The sequence below is a fragment of the Acaryochloris sp. 'Moss Beach' genome, from assembly GCF_021497025.1.
Taxonomy (GTDB): domain Bacteria; phylum Cyanobacteriota; class Cyanobacteriia; order Thermosynechococcales; family Thermosynechococcaceae; genus Acaryochloris; species Acaryochloris marina_A.
In genome coordinates this window covers 2450271-2476094 of record NZ_CP071717.1, presented here as the reverse complement: position 1 = coordinate 2476094, position 25824 = coordinate 2450271, and the positions used below count along the sequence as shown (strand labels likewise).

16 protein-coding genes are annotated in these 25824 nt (G+C 47.5%); 9 read left to right on the top strand and 7 right to left on the bottom strand.

Going from position 1 to position 25824, the window contains the following annotated elements; genetic code table 11:
• Window positions 1-195: 195 nt before the first annotated feature.
• The gene (locus tag HRE53_RS11470; RefSeq protein ID WP_235110572.1) at window positions 196-2262 is read left to right on the top strand and encodes an NACHT domain-containing protein; all 2067 of its coding nucleotides are present in this window, start codon (window positions 196-198) and stop codon (window positions 2260-2262) included.
• 3 nt (window positions 2263-2265) lie between these two features.
• On the opposite strand, the gene HRE53_RS11465 is transcribed toward HRE53_RS11470, so the two are convergent.
• Window positions 2266-2871, bottom strand: a complete 606-nt coding sequence (locus HRE53_RS11465) for a hypothetical protein (protein ID WP_235110571.1) — start codon at window positions 2869-2871, stop codon at window positions 2266-2268.
• Window positions 2872-2935: 64 nt separating this feature from the next.
• Here HRE53_RS11465 and HRE53_RS11460 point away from each other — a divergent pair, with 64 nt between their 5' ends.
• On the top strand, window positions 2936-3163 hold the full coding sequence (locus HRE53_RS11460; RefSeq protein ID WP_235110570.1) for a DUF167 domain-containing protein: 228 nt from the start codon (window positions 2936-2938) through the stop codon (window positions 3161-3163).
• A 160-nt stretch (window positions 3164-3323) separates the two neighbouring features.
• Here the strand turns inward: HRE53_RS11460 and HRE53_RS11455 are convergent, their stop codons facing one another.
• Both HRE53_RS11455 and HRE53_RS11450 read right to left on the bottom strand, forming a co-directional pair.
• Window positions 3324-5069 carry a glycoside hydrolase family 9 protein gene (locus tag HRE53_RS11455; protein ID WP_235110569.1) on the bottom strand — a complete coding sequence of 582 codons (1746 nt, stop codon included), beginning with the start codon at window positions 5067-5069 and terminating at the stop codon, window positions 3324-3326.
• On the bottom strand, window positions 5053-7389 hold the full coding sequence (locus HRE53_RS11450) for a glycoside hydrolase family 2 protein (protein WP_235110568.1): 2337 nt from the start codon (window positions 7387-7389) through the stop codon (window positions 5053-5055). Before HRE53_RS11450 ends, HRE53_RS11455 begins: the two co-directional genes overlap by 17 nt.
• 13 nt (window positions 7390-7402) lie before the next feature.
• Between HRE53_RS11450 and HRE53_RS11445 the strand changes: the two genes are divergently transcribed.
• The 3 genes from HRE53_RS11445 (at window position 7403) to HRE53_RS11435 (ending at window position 10164) form a co-directional block, all read left to right on the top strand.
• The gene (locus HRE53_RS11445; protein ID WP_235110567.1) at window positions 7403-7729 is read left to right on the top strand and encodes a hypothetical protein; all 327 of its coding nucleotides are present in this window, start codon (window positions 7403-7405) and stop codon (window positions 7727-7729) included.
• On the top strand, window positions 7641-8738 hold the full coding sequence (locus HRE53_RS11440; protein ID WP_235110566.1) for a TRAP transporter substrate-binding protein: 1098 nt from the start codon (window positions 7641-7643) through the stop codon (window positions 8736-8738). Before HRE53_RS11445 ends, HRE53_RS11440 begins: the two co-directional genes overlap by 89 nt.
• Window positions 8739-9000: 262 nt before the next feature.
• Window positions 9001-10164 (top strand): NAD-dependent epimerase/dehydratase family protein, encoded by a 1164-nt coding sequence (locus HRE53_RS11435; RefSeq protein ID WP_235110565.1) that lies wholly within the window; start codon window positions 9001-9003, stop codon window positions 10162-10164.
• 98 nt (window positions 10165-10262) lie between these two features.
• Here HRE53_RS11435 and HRE53_RS11430 read toward each other — a convergent pair whose 3' ends face one another.
• The gene (locus tag HRE53_RS11430) at window positions 10263-11009 is read right to left on the bottom strand and encodes a PEP-CTERM sorting domain-containing protein (protein ID WP_235110564.1); all 747 of its coding nucleotides are present in this window, start codon (window positions 11007-11009) and stop codon (window positions 10263-10265) included.
• Between the two features lie 112 nt (window positions 11010-11121).
• Window positions 11122-11709 carry a hypothetical protein gene (locus tag HRE53_RS11425; RefSeq protein WP_212663544.1) on the bottom strand — a complete coding sequence of 196 codons (588 nt, stop codon included), beginning with the start codon at window positions 11707-11709 and terminating at the stop codon, window positions 11122-11124.
• A 716-nt stretch (window positions 11710-12425) separates the two neighbouring features.
• Between HRE53_RS11425 and HRE53_RS11420 the strand changes: the two genes are divergently transcribed.
• Both HRE53_RS11420 and HRE53_RS11415 read left to right on the top strand, forming a co-directional pair.
• The gene (locus HRE53_RS11420) at window positions 12426-14753 is read left to right on the top strand and encodes a polysaccharide biosynthesis tyrosine autokinase (protein WP_235110562.1); all 2328 of its coding nucleotides are present in this window, start codon (window positions 12426-12428) and stop codon (window positions 14751-14753) included.
• A 188-nt stretch (window positions 14754-14941) separates the two neighbouring features.
• Window positions 14942-16144 carry a glycosyltransferase family 2 protein gene (locus HRE53_RS11415; RefSeq protein ID WP_235110561.1) on the top strand — a complete coding sequence of 401 codons (1203 nt, stop codon included), beginning with the start codon at window positions 14942-14944 and terminating at the stop codon, window positions 16142-16144.
• Window position 16145: 1 nt separating this feature from the next.
• Here HRE53_RS11415 and smc read toward each other — a convergent pair whose 3' ends face one another.
• Complete coding sequence (smc, locus tag HRE53_RS11410) at window positions 16146-19808, bottom strand: chromosome segregation protein SMC (protein ID WP_235110559.1); 3663 nt, start codon at window positions 19806-19808, stop codon at window positions 16146-16148.
• 224 nt (window positions 19809-20032) lie between these two features.
• The gene (locus tag HRE53_RS11405; RefSeq protein ID WP_235110557.1) at window positions 20033-23389 is read right to left on the bottom strand and encodes a zinc-dependent metalloprotease family protein; all 3357 of its coding nucleotides are present in this window, start codon (window positions 23387-23389) and stop codon (window positions 20033-20035) included.
• A 925-nt stretch (window positions 23390-24314) separates the two neighbouring features.
• On the opposite strand from HRE53_RS11405, the gene msrA reads away from it, so the two are divergent.
• Together msrA and hemJ are read left to right on the top strand one after the other, a co-directional pair.
• Entirely contained in the window at window positions 24315-24971 is a 657-nt protein-coding gene (gene msrA, locus HRE53_RS11400) for a peptide-methionine (S)-S-oxide reductase MsrA (protein WP_212663539.1), read from the top strand.
• Window positions 24972-25247: 276 nt separating this feature from the next.
• Window positions 25248-25817, top strand: coding sequence for a protoporphyrinogen oxidase HemJ (gene hemJ, locus HRE53_RS11395; protein WP_235110556.1), 570 nt, complete (start codon window positions 25248-25250; stop codon window positions 25815-25817).
• Window positions 25818-25824 lie beyond the last annotated feature (7 nt).

The following is a 25824-nucleotide window of genomic DNA, read 5'->3' as shown; positions in this document are numbered from 1 at the left end:
ACTGGGGAGGGGCAAGGGTGGTGTTGGATTATGCTGACCCAGGAGTTTGATTGGGCATGAGATCGTGCACCTAGATCGATCTCTGTCTTAACAAGAGCAACTCGGCAAAATTCTGGCTGGAAGGGATTTTTTATATAGATTGTGCTTGCAGTCTCGTTTATAGTCGGTTACAACTGCTTATTCTCGTAAATATCGATGACGCTTCAAGAACTGCTGAATGATCCAAATTTTCAGACGGTTGTGGTGCCTTTATTTATGGCATTGGTTTCCGTTGCGTTAGTTTGGTGCCTAGGGCAGATACCTGCTGTACAGAAGCAAGCCAAACGCTGGCGTCTATTCAAATTAGCTGTCGAGTCATCTGTTTTGGGGTTTATTGGCAAACTCTTTCCAGATGCAATGGCTACCTTTAAAAGTGATGCAGCTACAGCGAAGGTCATTGGATTGCTGTATGCCCTTGCACTGGTCGGCGTATTAGTCTTGATGGTGGCGGATGTTGTTCAACTTTTCAGTAAGCCATCAACGTTGACGGCGACTGAAATGGATGAGGCCCGGTGGCAAGACAATCGCCAAACCTTGATGGATAAGGCGGGGGTGAAATGGATTGATGGGGTGCTGAATAAGTCTCTCTACCAGCAGGCCCGAATTGCAGTGGGGTTGGAAGAGCGGCCTGAGATGGTGGGGGTGGAATGGCAAACGATGGGAGAAGAGAAACAGGTGTTGCCCCCTGGCACGCGGCTGTTAGATCGGTTTGCCAACTTGGGCGGCGGTGGGACATTGTTGGTACTGGGGGAACCGGGTGCCGGGAAAACGACGTTGCTGTTGGAGCTGGCTCAAGATTTATTGGAGGCCACTGATTTCCAAGAGCTAAAACAGCCTATACCGATTGTGTTGAATGTGTCAGCTTGGGGAACTCAGCAGTTTCCTGAAGATGGGACGCTGGCTTTTACCCAATGGCTGTTGGAGGAGCTATGGCAGCAATATCAAGTTCGCAAAGAAGTAGGACAAATTTGGCTGGAGAAAGAGAAGTGGACGTTACTGTTGGATGGATTGGATGAAGTCAAACCCCAATATCGCGATGCTTGTGTAGAAGCATTGAATCAGTTTCGGCAGAAATTTGGCAATATCGAAATCGTACTGTGCTGCCGGATTGTGGACTATCAGAAACTGAACACTCGCTTAGAAGGATTTCAGGCAGCAGTGTATGTCCAACCTTTGACTGATGAGCAAGTGGATGAGTACTTAAAACAGGGAGGGGGAGCGCTAGTTGGTATTGCCGCTGCTTTGGAGGTAGATTCTTCACTGCGGGACTTAACCCATACGCCGCTTTTTCTCTGGATTCTGACGTTGGCCTATCGCAATCGCCCAGCCCAGGAATTGCTGAATCTACCTGAGAACAAACGATTAACACTCCTGTTTGATCGCTATATCGAACGAATGTTTGTTCAACGACCTTTGTCTTCTGAGGAAGAGCAGCAACAAATGTTGCGCTGGCTGCAAGAGATAGCCAAGAAAACAGGATCGGGGAAAGAGTTTTTGATCGAACGAATGCAACCTAAAGATTGGCTGGAGACTGCTAGAGATCAATGGCTTTACCGGCTAATTTACGGGCTAATTGTCGGGCTAATTGTCGGGCTAATTTACGGGCTAATTGTCGGGCTAATTGTCGGGCTAATTTACGGGCTAATTGTCGGGCTAATTGTCGGGTTGATTGGAGGGCTAACTGGAGGGCAGAGCAATATTGTTCTAGTAGAAGCTTTAGAAATTTCAATGTCCCGCGAAGCAGGACGAGAGATGTTGATTTCCTTTAGAAGCTGGCTAATTGGAGGGCTAATTTTCGGGCTAATTGAAGGGCTAAAAGTCGATATTCCAGATCGGACTTTTCCTAATCAAGGTATTTGGGGATCTTTAAAAACGATGGTGATAACGGTTATAGTGTCGCTTGCTTTTACGATTATTCTTTATTTTCCCCTGGCAAATATTTTACCTTTGTTTCTAGAACCATTTTTAGTGAAAGCCATTATTAGTTCAGTCATCGGGTTACCAATCTTGTTTGGCATCACCAAAGGAGGAGGATTTGCCTGTATTCAGCACTTTTCAATGCGCTTAGTCCTCTTCCAAACCAAGCAAATCCCCTGGAACTTCGTCACCTTTTTCAAGCAAGCGGAAGATCGCCTATTTATCTACCGCACAGGCGGTAGCTACGTTTTCGTTCATCGCTACCTCCAAGAACATTTCGCCAACCTATCCTTCGACGAAACCTAACCCTCAAGCATTCCGTGCCCGACAAATTAAATTAGGCAGCTGTCTCCGCAAAAATGTATAGCCAAAGGTAAACCAGTAAAATCCATTCACCAACACCACCAACCCTTGGCCCCAAATATTACCCAAAATCGGAAACGTCAACACAGAAGTCCCCAACACCAGCAGCATCTCTACAAACGCCACTTGCCGACCGTAATGCTTTGGGTCCCAATAAGATAGGGGACTAATTAGTCGATATGAACTGAGGGGCAGAAAATGCTTATGGGCATCGTCATTATGAACGGGCAAATCTCCCAAAGAGTGGAGAATCATGCTGATAAAAAACAGTGCCGCAGGCATCCAGCCCAGTTGCCAGCAGCCCCAAGCCGCTAGCCCCGCCAATGGAATGGAATGGCATAAATCGATGCAGGTTTGCCAAAAAGGATGATAGTAAGCTTCCGTCCAGATTTGACCTTCTGGTAACTTCCGAATCCCCTTCACCCAGACATAAAACACAAACATGGGCAGATCTGGGGCAATGGCTCCCGCCGTCACCGCCAACACTGCTGGCTGCTCCGTCACATTCATGAGCAGAGCAAGGTTGATAATCGCGTGGCTAGGCGTATTCACAGTACTTTTGGGTTCGAGTATGCTTCAAGATAACATTTGGTGAATTGGCGCTTCACAGCCCCTGATGAAAAAGCGGGTCAAAGTTAAACCCAATGCTAAACAGCAGCGTCTGATCTATGCAGAAGATGGCAGTTTGACCGTGCATCTTAAATCTCCTCCGGTAGATGGCAAAGCCAATGCTGAGCTGATTCAATACCTCGCTCAAGAATTTGGAGTGACCAAAGCTTGCGTCAGCATCAAATCAGGTCATGCTTCTCGCCAAAAGTGGGTGGAGATTCAGGTAGAGGATTAGGAAAGATCTGGGGTTAAGGATTCACTTACCGCATTTGGCGCTCATTCAGCTAAGTCCACGTCGAAGCTCGGCCCCAATTCTGGGGGAGAATGCTGGGTTCTATCGATTTTTATCCAGAATGTCGCCTTCGGCACTCAAAAGAAAGGGTGTACGAGGTCAGCTAAGACGTTTCTAACAACATTCCCAAAAGGGTAATTAGGGGTGCGTTGTAGTCAATGGCATATTCATTGGTGGCATAGGACTTTTCGCTATCGAGATAGCTGCGAATGCCTAACCCTTTGGGAGCAATATTATCCTGGGCTCCATCATTAGGGCCGCCTACGACTAACCCCGGAATTTTAATTTTCTTGGCCCTAGCAAACAGATGGTTCACATTTTCTACGGGATGGGTGCCCACATCCGTGACAAAGGTTTGATCAAAATGATTGCGGCCCATCATGTAGTGGAGCTGATCGAGGGCGGCGGCTTTATATTTTGCGTCTTGGGTCAGGCGATAGGCATGGATTAAGGTAATGCCTTCTTCGACGGTCATTTTGTTGGAACCCCAAATAAAGCGATGGTTGGCGAGGCGATAGCCACTTCCTTCGACCCGTTCCATAATTTGATTGGCACGGGCGAGGAGCTTTTTGCGAATTTGGGGTTTGAGCTGGTTGGGGTCTGCTTTGGCATAGAGCAAATAATCCACCATCCCTAGGGTTGAGGCATCCTTCCACTCATAGAGGTTAAAGGGCATTTGGTCGAAATGGTCCACCAGGTATTGCTCATATTGTGAGTCTCCGGTGGTGAGGAATAATTCGGCGGCAGCCCAGTATCGATCGTCGATATCGGTTTTAAGACTGTCTTCGATGTCAATCTCGGACTGGAGATACTTGCCGGAACCGCTATCATCACCATCAATCCAGTTCTCTTGCATTTTGTCTTGGGTCTGCAAATAGTCCCAAGCCAGACGGGCTGAATCTAGATACGTTTGGGCTAGTTTGGGTTGGCTCTCTTCGTAAATCCGACCCGCCATGGCCATCACCGCCGCAAATTTTCCGGTTTCAGGCGTAGATACACCATATAAATAGCGGGGCTGCTTGTCTTCATGGGGAGCTTTGCCGATCGGCCATGCTTTGCCTGAGAGCTTGCGATAGACGCCGCCATCTTGGCGTTGAGTGGAGAGTAGCCAGTCCAGACCCACCTTCATCTCGTCTAGTAAATCGGGAACCTTGTTACCGCTTTCGGGAATATCTAGCTGACCATCCGTAAAGTTCTGGGGATATTGTTCGTATAGGCTGAATAAGCTACCAATGGTGACGGTTGTGGTCGCCACATACTTGCCATAGTCTCCTGCATCATGCCAGCCGCCCTGGCTTTGAACGGTGTCGCCTGCTTTGTGGAAGGCATCATCATGGGCTAACAAGGCATCTTTGATATGGCAGGGGGGGTGATAAATCCCGGTAATGGGGTCAAAGATAACGGTGCCGCAGCGCTGTAAATAATAGGTGCGCAGGAGTTTGGTAAAGGTGTCTTGATAAATATCTTTGCCAATTTGGAAGGGAACGGATTTTAAGTCCCCTGTTTGCAGGTAGTATTCACCGGATCTTTTGATCTTGGAGAAGTCTAGAGTTTGGATGCGATCGCGACTTTGTTCATCTAATTCAGCAGACCCAGCTTGGATCGTAGCCACGGTTTTCCCGGATTGGCGGTTAATGACCTTTGTTTTAATAGGTGCATTGTCTTCCGCATTGAGTAAAAAGGCCACCTTGTCCCAATTGGCGCGATATCCAACTTGGTTGAGGACAATTTTAGGTGCAAAGTCTTCAGCGAGCTGCTGGCTACAGACCCATTTGGCAATCCCAATCGTGAGGGCGACTGAGGCGACAAAACAGATCAATAGGGTCCTTAACTTACGACGACGACTCATTGGCTTGATCCCCCCGATCAATCACATCAAACGTAAACTGGTTTTCTCCTAATACCGTCCCTAACCGATCTTTGATGGTGGCTGTGACGGTGTAGTTGCCCAAGGTCTGGGGCTGGAAAAAGATCTTATCTACGGGCTGACTGCTATCCGCCGCTAAATCAATCCGACTTTTGCCAGATTTAAGGCGGTTTTGGCCTTGGCGGAGAGTATAGGTATAGGTGGCCTCTGGATAGTCCTTCCATAGATCGTTGATGGCCCAGAGTTCCAGCTCTACCGTTTCCTCCAAAGTCCAGGTCAGTTGAGGCCACGCAATGCTGGGTAAGACGGGCTGATAGGCCCATTTCAGGGCTTCATGACCGGGTTTGGGCTGTCGCCAGTAATCAACAATGCCCCAATTTACAGAAGGCCAATCCTCCACAAACATAAATTGAAAAATCGATGAGACGGGCTGATAACGCTGGCGGCGATAGGCTTCGGCGGCAAACTGAATCAGTTGAGATTGGTACTGCTGGGTATTATCGATAAACTCCTGGGTCGTATTCCCCATGGGCACCTTGGCAATATTGAAAGTTTCATGACGCTGAAAGTTGTGATACAGCCACTTGTCCCATTCCGCTTCTGTATCCGGCCATAGCTCGTCTTCCGTAAAGATGCGCCGTAGGGACTCTAGATGCGGTAAAGCTTGAGCGCCAAATTCGGAAATAATGGCTTCTGTGGTTGGTTCTGCATATTTATAGAAGGTGTTGGAATACCAACCAAACCAAGGATGCTCCCCGACGGTAGACACGGGATGTAAGAGGCGGGTGGGGTCTTCTCCCTGCAGGTTGGCCAATAGCTTGGCGTCTAACTCGCGATTTTGCTCTGGATCGTAGGTCTTGTATTTGTACTTCATCCAGTCCGCATCCCAGGGCGGCTCATTATGCAGACTCCAGGCCAGGATTGAAGGATGGTTATAAAGGTAGCCAATCATGTCCTTGGCTTGGCGGGTGGCTTCTTTGAGGAATTGGGGGGTATCTTCGTAACCCCACTGCAACGGAAAGTCCTGCCAGATGAATACGCCGTTGCGATCGCACAGCTTATAAAAATCCTTGCCGATAATATGGGCATGGACCCGCACCGTATTGATATTGGCCTCTTTCATCAGGTCAATATCCGTCTGGTACTTCTCCGGCGTCATTTCACTCAGCCATTGGGTGGCAATGTAATTGGTGCCTCGCAAAAATAGGCGGCGACCATTCAGTCGCCAGATCTTCTCTTCCGGGTCAAACTGAATGGTGCGAAATCCAAATACATCAGACGCCTTATCTAGCAGTCGACTGCCATCGGCTAACTGCACCGTGAGGCGATATAAATTAGGGTCTCCATGCTCCCAGGACCACCATAGCTTCGGATCATCTACTGGAATCTGGAGTGTCAGGTGATTAGCCCCTTGATGCAGGGTGCGTTTCACGCGAATAGGTCCAATGGGTAACCCCGAAAAATTCTCTGGCACCAACTGCACATGGGCATCAAGATTCGTCTTGCCCAGTCCTGGAGAATTGACTACTAGATCCACCTTAGCCGTGGCCTGTTGGTAGTCGGCGTCTAACTCCGGGGTGATTTGAATCGTTTCAATGGCGACCTGATCGGAGACTTGCAAAAATACCGGGGCCCAGATACCTCCGGTATTTTTCTCTTGGCCGCGATCGGTCCAAGCTCCACCTGGACGAGTATCGTGGTGACTAAAAATGCCTTTAATTAAGCGTTTGCGGAGGGACCAATCCTGGCCTTGAGGCTCCAAAGGGCTATTGACCCGCACCAGTAATTCATTCTGGCCCGTAAACATCAGAGCCTTAGACACATCAAAGGAAAAGGGCTGAAAGTAGCCCTCATGAAAGCCTAAATACTGACCATTGAGCCAAACGTCTGCGGTGTAATCGACCCCCGAAAACACTAGACGAGTCAGCTTCTGACGCCATCGCTCATTGGCGCGAAACTGATGGCGATACCAGACCACCCCCGATACATCTTGCCCTTGTAAGTACCAATTGGAGGGCACTGCAATCTCTTGCCATTGGCCCTGGGGAATAGGTGGAATATTGGGGCCACTGGGCTGCAGCACCAGCTTGTCGGCAGGGGGCTGTGGGTCAGCTTGAAATTCCCAGGTGCCCGCCAAAGAAGTTTGATCCACCGTCTGAGTGACGGTTGGAGTCCAGTAGGCTTGGGCATGGAACAGGTGAGGATTGGCGATCAGCCTAGGATGGGTGGCAGTTAAGAATCCTAGAAATATGCCAATCGCAAATAAGAGTAAAAAGGGTCGGTATCGTCGACTTTTCGACATCTGACTAACAGAGATGGGTCTATTTATGGCCCTAGAATGCCCTTCGTCTGGAATGAAGCGACAGTCTTTATTTACTCTTCTGCCTAAAAAATCAGTGGAATTGGGCGGGAATGACAACATTCTGTTGCGTTTTCCGGTAGCGAATCCATTTATCGGTAGGATTGGAGGCGGTCATCTCCCTACGGATTACCCTAAAGTCCGTCTGCATAACCGTTGCCGAGATGATACACGTAGGGTTCAGGAGCGAAAAGTTGAAACGACGCAAGTTATTACGGAATTCGGCAGTCGGTGCGATCGCAACCACCACCCTTGCGGCCTGTCGACGCTCCACTACCACTAGCTCAGGTTCCCTTCCCCGAGTTCGCTGGCGGATGGCCACCAGTTGGCAAGAATCCTTAGACACCATTTATGGTGGTGCCAAAACCATTAGCGATCGCGTCAGTGCCATGACCGATGGTCGGTTTCAAATTCAGGTGTCACCCGGTGGCGAAATTGCCCCACCCTTAGAAGTTTTAGACACCGTCCGCTCCGGTAGTGTCCAATGTGGCCATACCGCCAGCTACTACTACATTGGCAAAAACCCCGCCCTGGGCTTTGCCACTGCCGTGCCCTTTGGCCTTACCGCTCAGCAGCAAAATGCCTGGCTCTATCACGGTGGTGGTCTGGAAGCCATGCAAAAAGTCTATGCAGACTTTGGTGTGATCAACTTCCCCGCGGGTAACACCGGAGCCCAAATGGGAGGCTGGTTCAAACGCCAAATCAAAACGGCTAGCGATCTGAAGGGACTCAAAATGCGGATTCCTGGCCTTGGAGGCGAAGTGATGCGGCGGTTAGGGGTAAATGTCCAAGTCTTACCAGGGGGGGATATTTTCCTGGCTTTAGAGCGGAACACCATCGATGCCGCTGAATGGGTGGGCCCTTACGACGATCAGAAACTCGGCTTGCAAAAAGCAGCAAAATACTACTACTATCCCGGCTGGTGGGAGCCTGGCCCCACCTTAGATGTCCTAGTCAATCGCCAAGCTTGGGATAAATTGCCTAAGGAATATCAAGAAATCTTCAAAACCGCTGCCTACGAAGCCAATATCAATATGTTGGCCGCCTATGATGCCTTAAATCGTGACGTGATCTCTCAGCTGGTGGCGGGGGGCACGGAACTCACCCGCTATAGTGACGATATCCTCCAAGCTGCCCAGAAAATCTCTTTTGAGATCTATGAGGAGAACGCAGCAAAAGAAGCGAGCTTTAAAGAGATCTACGAACCTTGGAAAGCCTTTCGCGAGAAGCTTTACCAGTGGAATCAAGTCAACGAACTGAGCTATGCCAATTTCGTCACCCCTAAGGCCTAAAGTGGAAGTGGCGACTAGAAGCTGAACCTCTTCATTTTCAGGACTTATCTTGTCCCAGCTCTATACCAAAATACGATCTGATCATTGTCACAACCCCAAATCGTGATGGTCCCCGATTTGAGATATTCTTAAAGACTATGAAGCTGTTGTAAACGAGTAGCGTATCTAACGATTGCTGGGAAGGGTGTGTCGTTGACTGACTAGCAATTCTGAAGATTCGAATTCTCGTCTGTAATTGAGACATTCGGTTTAGGGACAAAGCATGAACATTGTAATATTGGGCGGTGATGGGTTCTGCGGCTGGCCAACTGCGCTACATCTATCCAAACTTGGCCATGATGTTGTTATTGTGGACAATTTATCCAGGCGCAACATTGATAACGAGTTAGAGACCAACTCGTTGACCCCCATTAGTCCGATTTCGATTCGCCTAAAAACCTGGCAAGACTTAACAGGCAAACATATTCAGTTCTATAACTTCGATATTGCGGCGGAATATGATCGGCTCTTAAATTTGCTGTGCACCTATCGTCCCGATGTGGTTGTGCATTTCGCTGAGCAGCGGGCTGCCCCGTATTCCATGAAGTCGTCTCGGCAAAAGCGTTATACGGTTAATAACAACCTCAACGCAACCAATAATGTTTTAGCCGCCATTGTTGAGTCTGGCCTGGATATCCATGTGGTTCACCTCGGCACCATGGGTGTTTACGGCTACGGTACTGCCGGCATGAAGATCCCTGAAGGCTATCTTGATGTTCAGGTGGTGATTGATACCGGTGAGGTTGTTGAAAAGCAAATCCTCTATCCTGCAGATCCGGGCAGTGTCTATCACATGACCAAAACCCAAGATCAGCTCTTCTTCTACTACTACAACAAGAATGACAAGATTCGAGTCACCGACTTACACCAAGGTGTGGTCTGGGGCACAAACACAGAAGAGACCAAACAGGATGAACGCCTGATTAATCGCTTTGACTACGATGGTGATTATGGTACGGTTCTTAACCGCTTCTTGATGCAGGCTGCCATTGGCCATCCTTTAACGGTGCATGGTACGGGTGGCCAAACCCGAGCGTTTATTCATATTCAGGACACGGTTAAGTGTATTCAACTGGCCGTTGAGAATCCCCCTGAAGCTGGAGAGCGAGTCAAAATCTTTAACCAAATGACCGAAACCCACCGCGTTAGAGATTTGGCCAAAATTATTGCAGATATTACTGGGGCTAAGATTGACCACTTAGAGAATCCCAGAACAGAAGCAGCAGAAAACGAATTATATGTTGAGAATAAGTGTTTTATGGATTTAGGCCTGCAACCGACTAAGTTAGATGTTGGCCTGATGAAAGAAGTGACTGAAATTGCAGCGAAGTATAAAGATCGGTGTGATCACTCCAAGATTCTCTGTACGTCTAAATGGCGTAAATAGATAGATTACCTGTTATCTAACTGAATTGAAACAAATAGCGACGGCCTTTCAAAAGCCGTCGCTATTTGTTTAAGGAGTAAAGCTAGCTTCCTTAATCGCTAGTCTTTTGATTTCTTTCTCCGTTTATAGATGCCGAATATAGCACCGCCAATGAGTAACCCAGCCATTGTAGAAGGCTCAGGTACTTTCTCTGGAGGCTTGGTAGGAGGCGGCGTTGGAGTGGGTGTTGGAGTGGGAGTCGGCGTGGGTGTTGGAGTGGGTGTCGGAGTGGGTGTCGGAGTCGGTGTCGGAGTTGGAGTTGGAGTCGGAGTTGGAGTTGGAGTCGGAGTTGGAGTTGGAGTCGGTTCCGGATCTCCACCCGTTGCTATAAAAGGAACTGCTGCTGCTGGTGCTAAAGCGGCCAGTACAGGAAAAGGAAAGCCACCCGGTGCAGCGCCTCCTGCTGGAGGTACGCCACCCAGTCCGCAAAATGCAGCATCCTCAAAGGCCGAAGGTCCACCAATGGCTGTGTCTCCAACCACACAGCAATCATCTAGGATGGATTGAGCAACTAAGGGCGACTCTGATGTGAATAAACCCGCATCATTCGCTGTCGCAATATTATTAGCAATGAGATTCGGTCCCAAGATGAGGGTTTGGGACGGATTAGAGACCCCATGATTAGACTGAGACGTTAAATTTGGATCCGGCTCTTGGGCACAGTTACTAATGGCCTCAGGAGTCGTTAGACTGCCCTCAGTTTCTGGCTGGTCAAAGTTGAGCTGAGCTGCATGCAGGGGCAGTGTCTGCATGACTCCTGCTAGGGTAATGGCGAGGCCAATCGTTGAAGATGGATGTCTACTCATTTTGTTCATTTGCTTGTACTCCCTGCTCCCCCAGGGTAAATCTGAAGAAGGGCTATAGCTTGATGGACAGACAGGCCTCAGCTGTTGCTTGAGGCGTTGAGGAGGAGTGAGCCTACCATAAGGCTGGGATGGGTTGAGGCGGTGCAGCAGTGGGTTCCGGGGGTAGGAGCACCGGAGGCTGTTGCGTAAACTTAGAAATACAGCATACTTTAGTAGCGCTCAGGCCCTCGTATTGAGTCACACTTAAGCCCTTTCCAGGAGATAGCTCTAGTCGATTAATGGAGTTAGCCGCAACGGTTGTGGTCAAAGAAGAACCGTCTGGAGCAACAACCGTAATTTGATTCCCTTGAATGTTAGAGATAGTCCCTTCAAAGATGCGAGCAATTCTAGGGGGCTGAAGTTGCGTTAACGTACCGCTGGCATCAGCATTGTAAGCGACAAAATCGCCTGGGCTCAGGGCCATAGAAGCCGTTAAATCGCTAGAAACAGAATAGGTCCGATAGCCACCACTCAAATGTCTAATTTCAAGAGTGTTAAGGCCTGTCGATCGAACAATACCGTAATTCTGAGGGGCTTGTCCTACTGCAGTCGTAGGAGAAATAGACTCTGCAGAGGCTGCTTGAGGAGTAACAATTGCTGGGCACAGGGAAACAACACCAACCACAATCGACAATTTAGCCACTCTTCTTAATTTATCCATGAGTGCTCTCGCTTGTAGAAAATATAGGTTTTAGTTAGGATGCCCCCCCACTTCTGTTTTGTAAAACAAGAAATGCTGTGATCTAAATTACACTCCATAAGGATAGCCAAAGAAAATAGAAGTGGCAACAAAAAGGAAATCAAATGAAAAGATTCTATCGAATGGAGTAATTCTAATATGAATCTTAGGGAAAAAAAGAAGTTAGATTCACTAAATAGTTTATACCCTACTTCCACACTCAATAAAATACCTTGTCACAAAACTACTCCCAGGGCATGAGATGTTTACTGATAATGAGTTGAGACAAATTATAGAAGTCTAAATATAATATTATTCACAAGAATTAAAAAATTTTCATTATGGATTATTGCACTGAGCATAAGGTGAGAAGTCTTAACCCATAAGGCTTTTAGAAATTTTAGTGGTTTTACTCTCTTGAAAATACCTCGTTATACTATGCATTAAACAATTAAGGGACACCTTTATCTCAGAAAGTAAGGAGCCAAGGGTAGACACGGGTAATGTTGAACCCCATCAAAGAAATATTCTCTCCAGAAAGACTCTAAGTGTTGATGTAAGCTGCGTGGAAACAGCAGATAAATCCTAAAATATGGTGTGCAAGAACTAACTCAGGCTTGTAAATTCATTTCCCCATCGCTTTGCAAGTTAGTATTTTGATGTGTGCAGGGTCCTGAGCCTTCTACTTTGAGGTCACGATGAAATCTGAACTTGATGAACAATCCTTATCTTTGATGCAGGCCTATGAGCAGTCAGAGTATACGCCTCTAGGAAGTCCAGAGAATCATCAATCTGGTGGCAAACAGGGACTGAATGTTCGTCCATTGTGGCGCTTGATCCGTCGCAATATTTTGCTGATTGGTGGGGTTAATGTCTTAGTGGCTGGGTTGACCATTTATTTAGTGCTCAGTCGCCCCTTGACCTATGAAGGGGAATTCCAGCTTTTGGTGGAGCCGGTGACGGCAACGGGTAGGCTGACAGATCCCTCTGTTTTGTCTCGTGATGGCAATATCCCCAATGAAGAAGGATTAGATTATTCAACCCTGATTCGAGTGCTCAGAAGTCCCAAAGTCTTGGCGGGCATTTTGAAGCAAATTGAACCGAAATATCCAGTGAGCTATAACGCCCTTCTGAAGGATATGAAGGTTGAGCGCATTGGTCAGGACGAGTTTGATAAGACAAAGCTGATTCGAGTCAGTTATGAGTCAGCCGATCGGATCAAAATCATCTATGTGCTCGAACAGCTAGCCAACGGGTACCTCAAATATAGTCTGGAAGATCGTAAAAGCCGCATTGGGGGTGGGGTGGCCTTTATTGAGCAACAGTTGCCAGAACTGAGGCAGCGGGTGAATAGTCTGGAAGGGCAGTTGCAAACTCTGCAACAACAAGAGCGTATTAGCGATCTTGAAAGTGAAGGCGTGGAATTGGCCAAGCAGGCGAGAGAACTAGAAACCCAGCGCCTAGAAACTCAGCGGAACTTGCGAGCCCAGCAAAAACTGTATGCCAATCTGCAAAAACAGCTCGGTCTAGCGCCCAATCAAGTGATTGCTGCATCGTCTCTCAGCGAAGATCCTCGTTATCAAGAACTTCTTACTCAGTTGAAGCAAATTGAGACTCAATTGGCGCAAGAACGGGCACGTTTTACGGATGCTAACCCGGTGGTTCAAGAATTGCGGGAACGGCAAAAAAATCTGCAGGCTTTGTTGAATCAGGAAACGCGTAAGCTCGTCAGCCAAAGTCGGGCTAGCACGTCTGGTGCCGCCTCTTTACCTCAGTTTCAAAATTCTATTCAACGATCTTTAAGTCAGCAAATGATCGATACGTTGAATGAAATTCAAGTCTTAGAAATACGCAATCAAGCATCGGTTCAAGCTGCGGCTACGGTGGATGCTCAACTGCGCCGATTTCCTGCGGTTAAGCGCAAGTATGAGCAACTCAGTCGTCAGCTAGAAATTGATACCACAACCCTGAATCAGCTGTTATTAAAACGAGAAGCCCTCAAAGTTGAATCAGCTCAAAGAGAAATTCCTTGGCAAATTCCGACTGAACCGCAGCTGAGAACCGATGATGAAGGGAACTTAGTCCTTCCGGAGCAAAGTCGGACTAAAAAAATTGCCTTAGGGGTAATGGGTGGCTTTTTGTTAGGTTTAGGGGCTGCGCTGCTGAGAGAAAAACATCGAGATGCCTTTTTCAGTATTGATGATTTGACGGATCAAACTCGGTTACCGTTATTGGGAAGTCTACCGTTCAACCAAGCAATTGAGGCGATTGATAAGAACCCGACTGGCAGTGAGTTTGGGGAAGCCTCGGTGGCGAATCATCAAAACCAAACCTTTTTGCAGGCAGCAGAGGCCTTGTATACCAAGATTCGGTTTTTGCCGATGGAACCGCCTGTACGATCCTTGGTGATCAGTTCTGTGGCGGCTCGGGATGGCAAAACAACGGTCGCTCTCTATCTGGCCCAATCCGCAGCCCGAATGGGACAACGGGTGTTGTTGGTGGATGCCAATACAGCGTTCCCCCAGCTCCATACCCGCTTAGGTGTACCCAATGCAGAGGGATTAAGTGATGTGATCGACAGCAATCTGGATCCAAATCAGTTGATTCAACGGGTGCCCTATCAAAAAAATCTGTCGCTGCTGACGGCGGGACAAACTGCTTCCAAGGCCAATAAGGCATCGGCCTCGAATCAGATGAAGTATTTAATGGAGCAACTCCAGAGTACGTTTGATTTAGTCATTTATGACACGCCTTATCTCCAGGGACATGCAGATGCTAATTTCCTATCGATCAATGCTGACGGGTTGTTGATGGTAGTAGGAATTGGCAAAACACAGCAGTCTAGCCTGATCAAAATGTTGAAGGAGCTACAGGCTTCGCGGTTGCCGATCCTGGGACTGGTCTCTAATTTCTCTGGCGAAGATGCGAGTGGTGACTCCCAGGAAGAATATGTCGATGATGACTATTTTGATGCTGAAGAACTGGAAGATGAGTTTGATATTTTTCGAGTCAGTTCTCGACAGTGAGGTATATCGTTGTTTGGCGGGTGTTCAGTGCCCTCTACCTAAATGAGAGAGGGGTAAATTGAGCGCCAAGGGCACACTAGGGGGAAGTCTCGTCTCAGAGACTGTTTGTTCTTCATTCATAAGGCGAAATTACTGTGTTGTTGAGCAGGCTGATTGCTCTTTTTAGTCATCTTCTACTGTGGAGTAGTGTGGTACTCCTTGTCATTCCCAGTATCGTTTTTGCTGTGGAATGTTTCGTCGGAGCTGCTGCAATCCAGCATGGGGATAAGGATGAGGGTGAGGTTCCGCCTCCACTTGACCTCAATATTCTCGTGCCAGCTCATAATGAAGCGGACAATATTCGGTCTACTCTGGAAGATCTGCTAGGGCAAGTTGCAGAGGCCTCTCAGATTATTGTCATTGCGGATAATTGTTCGGATCAAACCGCCACGATAGCACGCTCCTGTGGGGTTAAGGTTTTGGAGCGGGAGGACTTGATCTGTCGGGGCAAAGGATATGCCTTAGATTTTGCAGTGAAGCATATACAGGCGAATCCCCCAGAAGTGGTGATTATTTTTGATGCTGATTGTCGGCTGACGCTAGGAACGATTGCCCAATTAGCTCAGCAAGGGGTGCAGCAACAGCGCCCGGTTCAGGCGATCTATCTAATGGATGTGGAAGCAGAAAGTGGCATCACAGATCGTATCTCTGTCTTTGCCATTAAAGTACGGAATTGGGTGCGGTCGGTTGGCATTACTCAGCTAGGCTATCCCTGTCTTTTAGCGGGCTCGGGAATGGCCTTCCCTTGGGCTATTTTGGAGCAGGCTCCGTTGGCGGGCAGTAAGTGTGTGGATGATATGCAGCTGACGATCGATCTTGCGATCGCAGGTCATACTCCCGCTTATATCACCACTGGCCAAGTCACCGGACGGTTGATGCAAAACCAGGCGGCTCAAAGTCAGCGGTCTCGCTGGGAACATGGCCATTTAGAGGTGATTTTTACTCAGGTTCCGAAGCTGCTTGGGGAAGCATGGCGACAGAAACGATTGGATCTCGTGATGCTGGCTTTGGACTTATCCGTGCCGCCCTTATCTCTGTTAGTTCTGTTGTGGTTATTAACGTTTAGTCTTTCTGGCCTGTTCTGGGGGCTAGGTCTCGTCTCATGGCTCCCCCTTCTGGTGTTGGCTGTTGCTGGTAGTCTACTTAGTCTTGCCCTAGGTGCAGCCTGGATGAAGGTTGGACGAGAGGATTTGCCCGTATCGACTCTTTTATCTATTCCGGTCTATCTTCTGTGGAAATTGCCGATTTACTTCAAGTTTTTTGTTCAACCTCAGACGCAATGGCTCAAAACTGAACGAGATATTGAGCCGGAGCCCACAAAGAAAGCAATAGGCGTCTCTGATGATCTCTAATTTATGAGGCTTCTACAGGGGTGGCGGGTTCGGTTGCTGTAGGGCGAAGCTGGATGCCGATCACCTGAGTATGTGTTCCTCTAGCTTGAGTGACGCCGATGGTGCGATCAGAGGCTTCAATCATGGGACGACGCAGACTAACCACAATAAATTGCGCTTGCTTGGCCTGCTTTTGAATCATGCTGGACAAGCGTTCCACGTTAGCACCATCCAAGAACATATCGACTTCATCAAAGGCATAGAAAGGAGAAGGCCGATACAGCTGTAGAGCAAAGATAAAGCTGAGGGCAGTCAGAGATTTCTCTCCTCCAGACATGGATGCTAAGCGTTGGACGGGTTTGCCTTTGGGGTGGGCGACTAAATTGAGACCACCCTGAAAAGGATCTTCGGGGTTATCCAGCTGTAAATGTCCATCGCCATCGGAGAGTTCGGCAAAGATACTCTGGAAATTGATGTCAATGGCATCATAGGCTTCACGAAAGGATTGATAGCGCAGGGTGCGGAAATTCTCGATGCGCAGGAGGAGTTCTGTGCGTTCGGATTCCAGGGTCGTCAGCTTGTCCGTTAACTCAACCAGCCGCTCTTGGGTCCGTTCGTATTCCTCGATGGCCAGCATATTCACCGGCTCCATGGCCTGGAGGCGCTTTTGCAGCTTTTGCAATTCCTCACGAAGCTGCTCCAGGGTGAGGTCATCCGGAATTTCTGGTAAAGGATCGGGGAGTTCTGTTGCTTTGGCCTGCACTTGGATTTGTAACTGCTGAATCAGCTCCTGTTGCTCCTGCTGCTTATCTTGAGTTTTTTGGATTTGCCATAGCAATTGTTGATGGGCAGCGGTGCGTTCTTGTAGATGGGTCTCGACGCGATCGCGTTCTTGTTTCTCACTCCCTAAGCGCTCTTCCAATTTACCCAACTCGGTGCGGAACGTGGCGATGGTGGCCTCGATTTTCTGTTGCTGTTCTTGATTTTCGGTTTTTTGGGTGACCTGGGTTTCGGTTTGGGTGTGCAGGGTTTGGAGGGTGACCTCGGCCTGTTCTTGTTTCTCGTGCAGACGTTCTTGCTGGCTAGTCAGCTCTTGAATCTTTTGTTGGACTTCGCGCAGAGCCTGTTCTCGTCCGGCCACAATCGACTCTTGGCCCTGAATCTGGTTTTGTAGGGTCTTCCATTCACCGTGGGTTTGGGACTGTTCCAGTTCTTCTAGGGATTCTCGCAGCTGTTCTAACTCTGTTTCTTGTTGAGGCAAATTGGTTTGCAGAGTCTGGAGGCGATCCTGAGCGCCCTTTAAATCTAGGCCATAGGTTTGCTGCTGCTTTTCTAGGTGGGCTTGTCGGTCGGCCAACACCTTGAGTTCTTTCTGCAACTGTTCCGTTTTGAGCTGGGCCTCACGATGCTGTTGACGCAGGCCGCTTAACTCTTGATGTTTACTGGTTAATCGAGCTTGGGTCTGCTCAATTTTGTTTTCAATGGGCTGTAGCAGCGTCGCAATTTCCGACAAGCGTTGCTTCAACGCCATAATGGCAGCTGATTCTCCTGCTTCACCCGTACCAAAATGGAGGGTGTTATGGCGATTGCGGCTGCCTCCCGTCATGGCACCCGTGGGTTCCAGAAGTTCTCCATCCAGAGTCACCATCCGGTATTTACCGATATGGCGACGGGCATCATTCAGGGTTTTGAAGACAACAGTATTGCCAAATACAAAGGCAAAAATCGGTTCATAAATCGGGTCAAAATCGATCAGTTCGATGGCAAAATCAATGGCACCTGAGGCAGTTAAGGAGGGCAGACCCTTTGGGGGGCGCATTTTATTCAGGGGCAAGAAGGTCGCTCGTCCCCCTCGCTCTCGCTTTAAGAGGTCAATTCCGGCTGAGGCGACGGCGTCATCATCGACGACTAAACAGCCAAGGCGACCGCCCGCAGCAATTTCTAAGGCGGTCTGATAATGGGCGTCTACTTGCCCCAGTTGAGCCACTAAACCATGGACTCCTGCCAGTTTGGCTTTACGAATGATATGGGTGGCATGAGTGCCCTGTACTTCTTGTTGGGCCTGCTCTTGGGCTTCTAGTTTGTCGAGCTGGCGCTGCTTCTCTTGTTGTTCGCGCAGCAGTCGATTGTGAGTTTCTTGCTGGGTATTGATATCGTGATCCACTTCTGAGATCGCACCCGCACAATCTTGCACCTGCTCTTGTCGTTGTAAGACCTCAGCTTCAGCTGCCTCTAGCTGTTCTTGGGTCTCCGTCAACTCTTGGGCGATCTGCTGAACCGATTGCTGCTGGAGATCGCTTTGGCGATCTAATTGCTGGACCCGCTCTTGTAGTTGAGCTTGTTCGGCCCGCTGGGGTTCCAAAGCTTGCAGAACCGTTTTGATTTGCTGATTTAAGTGGGATTGCTGCTCGATCCAGGCATCAGCAGATTGGGCAATGGCCTGAGCCTGTTGCCGGGTGGTATCCAGGGCTTGCTGGGCCTGTTCACGAGCCTGAGTTAACCGGGCAACTTCAGTAGTGGTTAATATTTGGTGTTGTTCACTAACCTGCTTAATCTCAGCCTGGAAGGTTTGCAGTTGCTGTTGCGTATGTTGAATGGATTGGGCGACTTGCTGTTGCGATTGCTCCAGTTCACCTTGCTGGCGCTGGAGCTGCTTGAGTTCAGCTTCCTGGGTGGCAATTTGAGCTTGGAGGGCGAGATGTTCTTCTTCTCCTAGAGCTTTGACTTGGGCATTGAGGGTTGCCAGCTTCTGGGAGATTTCTTCTAATTCCGTGGCTAATACCGTTGTTTCGGTCTCTAGCTTGGCTTGGGTTTTCTGTTCCGTGGCGAGTTGTTTTTGTTTCTTGTCAATCTGGGCTTGTAAGTCACGCCAGGCAAGCACCCCTTCCCAGGCCGCTTTCGATTGCAGTTCAGTGCGCAGTTTCTGATACTTTTCCGCTTTGATCCGATCACGGGCTAGGCGTTCGCACTGATCATTGAGTTCCTGCTCGACGATGCGGGAACGCTCTTCTTGATCTTTAACGGCATCTAGCTTATCTTTGGCCTGATTAATCCGTCGGTCAAAGTTGGCAACCCCGGCCAGCTCATCAATAATTTCTCGGCGTTGCCGGGCGTTCATGGAAATAATGCTGGTGACGTCCCCTTGGAGGACGACGTTATAGCCCTCTGGATAAATCCGACGGCGATTCAGCTGCTCGTGGAGCTGGGTGAGGGTGCAGGACTCGCCATTAATGGCATAGGACGAGGTATAGGTGCCTTGCTTGGTCACCCGCAGTTTGCGAGTTACCTGCCATTCATTGGGGGCTAGAGTGGATTCCGTATCCGGTTTTGGTATCGCTGATACCGTCGTGGTGTCGGTGTGTCTTTCGGCTTCTTCGGCCTCGGCCGCTTCCGCTGCTGCTAACTCTTCCAGCTCTTGGGGGGATAGTTCGAAGGTGACTGTGACTCGGGTCTCTGCGATCGCATGTCCCCGCTTAATTTGGGCATGATTTACCAAGTCTGGCAAACGCTCCGCCCGCATTCCCCGTGACCCTGCTAATCCCAAGGCAAACAACAAGGCATCTAATAAATTAGATTTACCGGAACCATTCGGTCCGCTAACAACCGTAAACCCTGGCAGCAAAGGAATCGAAGTGGTGCTACCAAAAGACTTGAAATGAGAAAGCTCGAGTTGTTTTACGTACACAAATTACTTCGGTCGAACTAATGTGGCGCTCATCTAGGGAAAGCTAATTCCAAGACAAAATAATTAGAATTGCCAACAGGGTAGCACGACTGTTACAAGTTGCTAGATTGACTCTTTAGAAATTTGTGTTTCTTAGTACTTAATGATGTGAGGATTATCAACCCAATGAAAAATAGCTCACATCAAAGCACAAGTTGAATATCTTAAGGAGATAGCCCAGGCCTTCAGCTAAGAGTAGCAATATGGATAGAAGCGATGCCATCTATACCGTCAGCATCATAGCGTAAATATCCCGAAAGCTGATCATACAAAAAACTTTCCTGGTCAGGGGTTGCCGCAATCCCTAATCCAAATTGTTCACTGGCTAAATGTACATCACCCACTAAATCCCTGCCAAAGTCTGCAGCAGAGATCTGAATCAAATCTTTGCCAGGTAGAACAGTAATCGTATCAATACCATCCGTGGGATTCAAAAAAACAAATTGATCTGAGCTATCTCCTGCTATTAGCAAATCATTCCTAGCATTCCCCACCAGCATCTGATCACTAGGACCACCTAGTAATAAATCACCATATCTTAAATTATGAGCGAGAGAAGCTTGCTCAATTCTCTGATCACCATTGAGATCTTGCTGAAAAGTCGGTTCTAAACTAGTGAGTTCTGTTTCACTGATACTTTGAGAACTCTGATAAGTCCCATTTGCATCCACCCGCCAGTCTAAATAGCGTCCATCAACATTTTTCCACAGTAACTGATACCCTTGCCCTACGCGCTCTACACCAATAGCAGACCAGCCGGAGAAAGTGTTTTCGCTGACCACATTTCCGTTCAACCGAAGAAACTGAGCAGCAGCTCCCTGCCCTTGCAGTTGATAACCAACTGCCGTTGTTGTTAAGGAGGCAGTCCCAACCGTTTCTATCGCCGTTGATGCCCATCCAATCTCTTGATCACCATTGAGATCTTGCTGAAAAGTCGGTTCTAAACTAGTGAGTTCTGTTTCACTGATACTTTGAGAACTCTGATAAGTCCCATTTGCATCCACCCGCCAGTCTAAATAGCGTCCATCAACATTTTTCCACAGTAACTGATACCCTTGCCCTACGCGCTCTACACCAATAGCAGACCAGCCGGAGAAAGTGTTTTCGCTGACCACATTTCCGTTCAACCGAAGAAACTGAGCAGCAGCTCCCTGCCCTTGCAGTTGATAACCAACTGCCGTTGTTGTTAAGGAGGCAGTCCCAACCGTTTCTATCGCCGTTGATGCCCATCCAATCTCTTGATCACCATTGAGATCTTGCTGAAAAGTCGGTTCTAAACTAGTGAGTTCTGTTTCACTGATACTTTGAGAACTCTGATAAGTCCCATTTGCATCCACCCGCCAGTCTAAATAGCGTCCATCAACATTTTTCCACAGTAACTGATACCCTTGCCCTACGCGCTCTACACCAATAGCAGACCAGCTAGAGAAAGTGTTTTCGCTGACCACATTTCCGTTCAATCGAAGAAACTGAGCAGCAGCTCCCTGCCCTTGCAGTTGATAACCAACTGCCGTTGTTGTTAAGGAGGCAGTCCCAACCGTTTCTATCGCCGTTGATGCCCATCCAATCTCTTGATCACCATTGAGATCTTGCTGAAAAGTCGGTTCTAAACTAGTGAGTTCTGTTTCACTGATACTTTGAGAGCTCTGATAAGTCCCATTTGCATCCACCCGCCAGTCTAAATAGCGTCCATCAACATTTTTCCACAGTAACTGATACCCTTGCCCTAACCGCTCTACACCAATAGCAGACCAGCCAGAGAAAGTGTTTTCGCTGACCACATTTCCGTTCAATCGAAGAAACTGAGCAGCAGCTCCCTGCCCTTGAAGTTGATAACCAACCACCGTAGTGAGTAATGAGGCACTCCCTGATGCTTCAATTATTCTCGCGGAGAGTGATTCAACATTGCCAAGGATTGAATACTGGCCCAAACTGCCATAATCAGAATAGCCTTGTGATCCACTGACTAAGGGATTATCTTTGCCCACACCATCAATGCGGATAAAGTAAGTTCCTGCAGTAAGGGACAAGTCTAAACTTGCAGTTAAAAGATTGCTCGGGTTGGAAGATGTTAACAATGTGCCATTGGAGTTGTATAGTCCCGCCAAGATATCGAGATTAGCGCCTTGAGCATCTAAGTATTCAGTGGCATAGCCACCGCTACCATTCCCAACGAATGCTTTTGATGTAGGAGTAATTGTAAATGAAACGTCGCCTGCTCCTATCGTGAAGGAAAAATAGTCAACATCTGTATTCCTTTCAATAATGCCGAAGGAACTCATTTGACCGGCATTGTTTAGGGATAGTGCTGAAGCATTGGCTTGGCTATTGCCATGATCGTCGGAGCGATAATCAAAGCCATTTCTTGTGGTGATGATGGCAAGGTCGTCTTCAGTGTTATCTGCGTTGTAGTAATCTCCTTTACTCCATTGCGTCAGATTTTCCTGAAAAGGGGCTCCCATGATAGTGCCCCAACTCGTGGCACCGCTGCCATGGCCAGGATGGTAAGCGGTCTGGCCACTGATACCATCGTGCCTGAGATATAAACTGTGCCCAACTTCATGACTTGCAGTGACGGCAGCAGCTCTAGCCCCTTTATTAAAAACAAAAACGGCCTGATCAACATTGCGATTAAAACTACCGACATAGGCAATTCCTCCTGCGCCTGCAGCAACTGCCGTGCCATCTATCTCGTTGCGGTTATCAGTGAATAAAACACGAACGCCCCATTGACTGTCGCTGCTACTTGTTCTGCTTAAGGCTGCAGCGCCTGGGTCTTGGGTCGTGACGTTGACATTAAAAGGGGCAAAATCCTCAGCGACCTGCTGCCAAATCGACTGAATTTCTAATAATTCACTTGTACTGAAAGACGCGCTATTACCGTCTCGATTATAGGCGGAAGATCGGATGGTTCCCCCATTGTTCCACCATGTTCCGGATGTGGTATGTCCGTCAAAGTCTAAGTAAATCGTGTGTTGCGCATTGGGATTGCTGTGGAGTTGAAATGTATTGCTAACAGCTAGAGAAGAAGATGGGTTGATATTAGCTGAAGTGTTAGCTGTATTCCATACAGGGAAGTCTCCCTCTAAACCATGAGCATGGTGTGACGTATGGCCATGATGGTGTGACGTATGACCTTCATGGTAATGAGGGTCGTCTTGTTGCTGGGTCCGGTTAGGTGAACAAGCGCATCCCACTTGACCACAGTTTAAACAGCTTGCTTGTTGCTCTGCAGGGTTAAGTAGAGAGGTAAGATTTGGAGAAAGAGAAAAAGTTTTGCTGTTAAGATACTCGTCGAAACGATATTGTTCAACGGAATCGTTTTGCTGAGAACTTGCCCCTTCAATTGATAAAGATTCTAATGCTTCAATGGAAGGTTGTGGTGGCTTTGTTTCATCTTTAAACAGATGTTCGTCTTCTTTCTGGTCGCTTAAGAGAGTTGAATTGTTGCTAAGCGAGAATTCTATTTCAGAAGTTCTATCATGATCAAGATCAGAGCTTATAACATCACGAGATTCTTGAGAATTGGCTGGGTTGGTCATTGCACTGGATGTTATTTAAGATCTGAAAAAGGAGTGAAGAGATCTCGTGGATTTACTTCTAATATTTATTGGTTAGGCGATATTTTTAGATATTTTCTTGGCTAATTAATTTGCGAATTAATCAAGGAATAGCTTTTTGATTGATTCTTTGGGTTTGATGATATGGCTTTCATGAATATGAGTGGCACCGCAATGTACTTGTATTGATATATCAGGTCATATATCAATGCTGGCACTGCTATGTATGAATTGACGTCATTAAAATTCTTCTAATGTATAACTTAATTAGAAGTGAAACAATGAGCCTTTATGTGATTTGATCTGTAGATTTTTGGTTTGTGCTTGTATTTTTAGCCTGATTGTATGAATGGATTGATTGTAAAAATAGCCTCCATTGATGGAAGCACTGTAGATGTGAATTTAGTTTGTTGATTAATAGCTGCTTTATTGATTGTTTGTTAGAATTTTTGACTTTGTCTATTGCGAGAAAATACGGAATATTTTCTTTGGGGAGAATTCTATAACTAGCGTAGCTACTTCAGAAATATGGCCACCTCAGTAAAAAACTCTGATATTTATACTCTGAAAATAAATTAATACTGAGAGGAGTCAGTGTTTTCCGGTAAAACTCTTTGCTTTATCTATGAAAGTGAAAGAAATTATTTAATATATGGCCTGCTGCTTCAACTGATTTCTAAAGTTATTCTTGGTGTTTTTATCTATATAGTTAGTTGTGGGTTGTCGTTGTAAATTAGGCTTTTGGAGATGTAATGAGGAAATGGCTATATGATTGCGTTCTTTATTTTTCAATCTCGTAGAGACTAGATATATCGTTCTATGTATGCCAGGGTAACCTTGCGTTCTTATGGATTCGTTACCCTGAAGGTAGTATCTCTCTGTCCTTCATCAATTAATTTTTGGCACTATGGCTCTTTTTGGATTATTTGGGAAAAAGCTTACCTTACCGACTTCAGAGGACGCATTAGCAGGGCGGGCAAAATCGATGCCTGTTCCTGAGAAGCACTTTGTCAATGGTCATCCTCTCAAACCTCCTTTTCCTGAAGGGTTGGAGCAAGCCATGTTTGGCTTGGGTTGTTTTTGGGGGGCTGAACGACGTTTTTGGCAACAGGAGGGGGTGTATGTGACTGCTGTGGGCTATGCCAGTGGTGTCACGCCTAACCCCACATATCAAGAAGTCTGTTCAGGAATGACGGGGCATAACGAAGTCGTGATGGTCATTTTTGACCCCTCTAAAATTAGTTACGACAGTCTTCTGCAAGTTTTTTGGGAAAGCCATAATCCAACCCAAGGGATGCAGCAAGGGAATGATGTGGGCACGCAATATCGTTCTGGCGTTTACACCTACTCGGAGCAGCAAAAGGCACTAGCATCGTCTTCCAAGGGTATTTATCAGGAAGCTTTAAAAAAAGCTGGCCTAAATGAAATTACGACTGAAGTGTTGGATGCTCCCGAATTTTATTATGCGGAAGATTATCACCAGCAATACTTGGCTAAAAATCCGGGTGGCTATTGTGGATTAGGGGGGACTAGTGTGACATGCCCTCCTTTGGTAGAAGCATAAATCTGCGGTGCAATCTCTTATGAATGACATCTCATGTCTGGAGCTATTGCCTGGCAAGAGAGATTGCACTTTCAATCTTGCCACTCAGGTTAAGCCGAGCCCATGTTGAAGCGAGAAGGCGATTGCTGATGTCTGTTTCAGACTTATTGGAGCTGACTTGAACTGAGTTTTGATGCTCAATCTTTAAGGAAGATGACGCAACGCCTAGTAACTCTCTTGCCATGGCAAGGGTTAGTTTAGGATGGGTTTTAGGTCTTTTGAAGTGTTGGCAGGTTCATGGCTTACTTTTGGTTTAAAGCATTTCATATTATTGGCGTTGTTGTTTGGTTCGCTGGACTCTTTTATTTAGTCCGCTTATTTATCTATCACGTAGAAGCCAACGATGAGCCGGAGCCTGCACCTGCTATTCTCAAGCAGCAGTATATGCTGATGGAAAAGCGTCTCTATAGCATCATTACCAGTCCTGGGATGATGGTGACTGTGACGATGGCGATTGGGATGCTCGTGACTCAGCCTGATCTGCTGAAGCAAGGATGGCTACAGGTTAAATTAGGGTTTGTAGCATTGTTGCTGGTGTACCACTTCTACTGTCGTCGGCTGATGAAAAAGCTGGAAGAAGGAACTTGTGGGTGGTCAGGGCAGCAACTGCGGGCATTGAATGAAGCGCCAACCTTGATGCTAGTGGCCATTGTGCTGTTGGCGGTCTTCAAAAATAGTCTGCCGACGGATACAACCGTATGGGTGATTTTTGCCATGGTGGTGGCGATGGTGGTGACGATCCAGCTCTATGCCAAGAAACGGAAACGAGATAAGGAAAAGTTGGCTTTAGAAACGGCGTCAGAATAAATAGTCT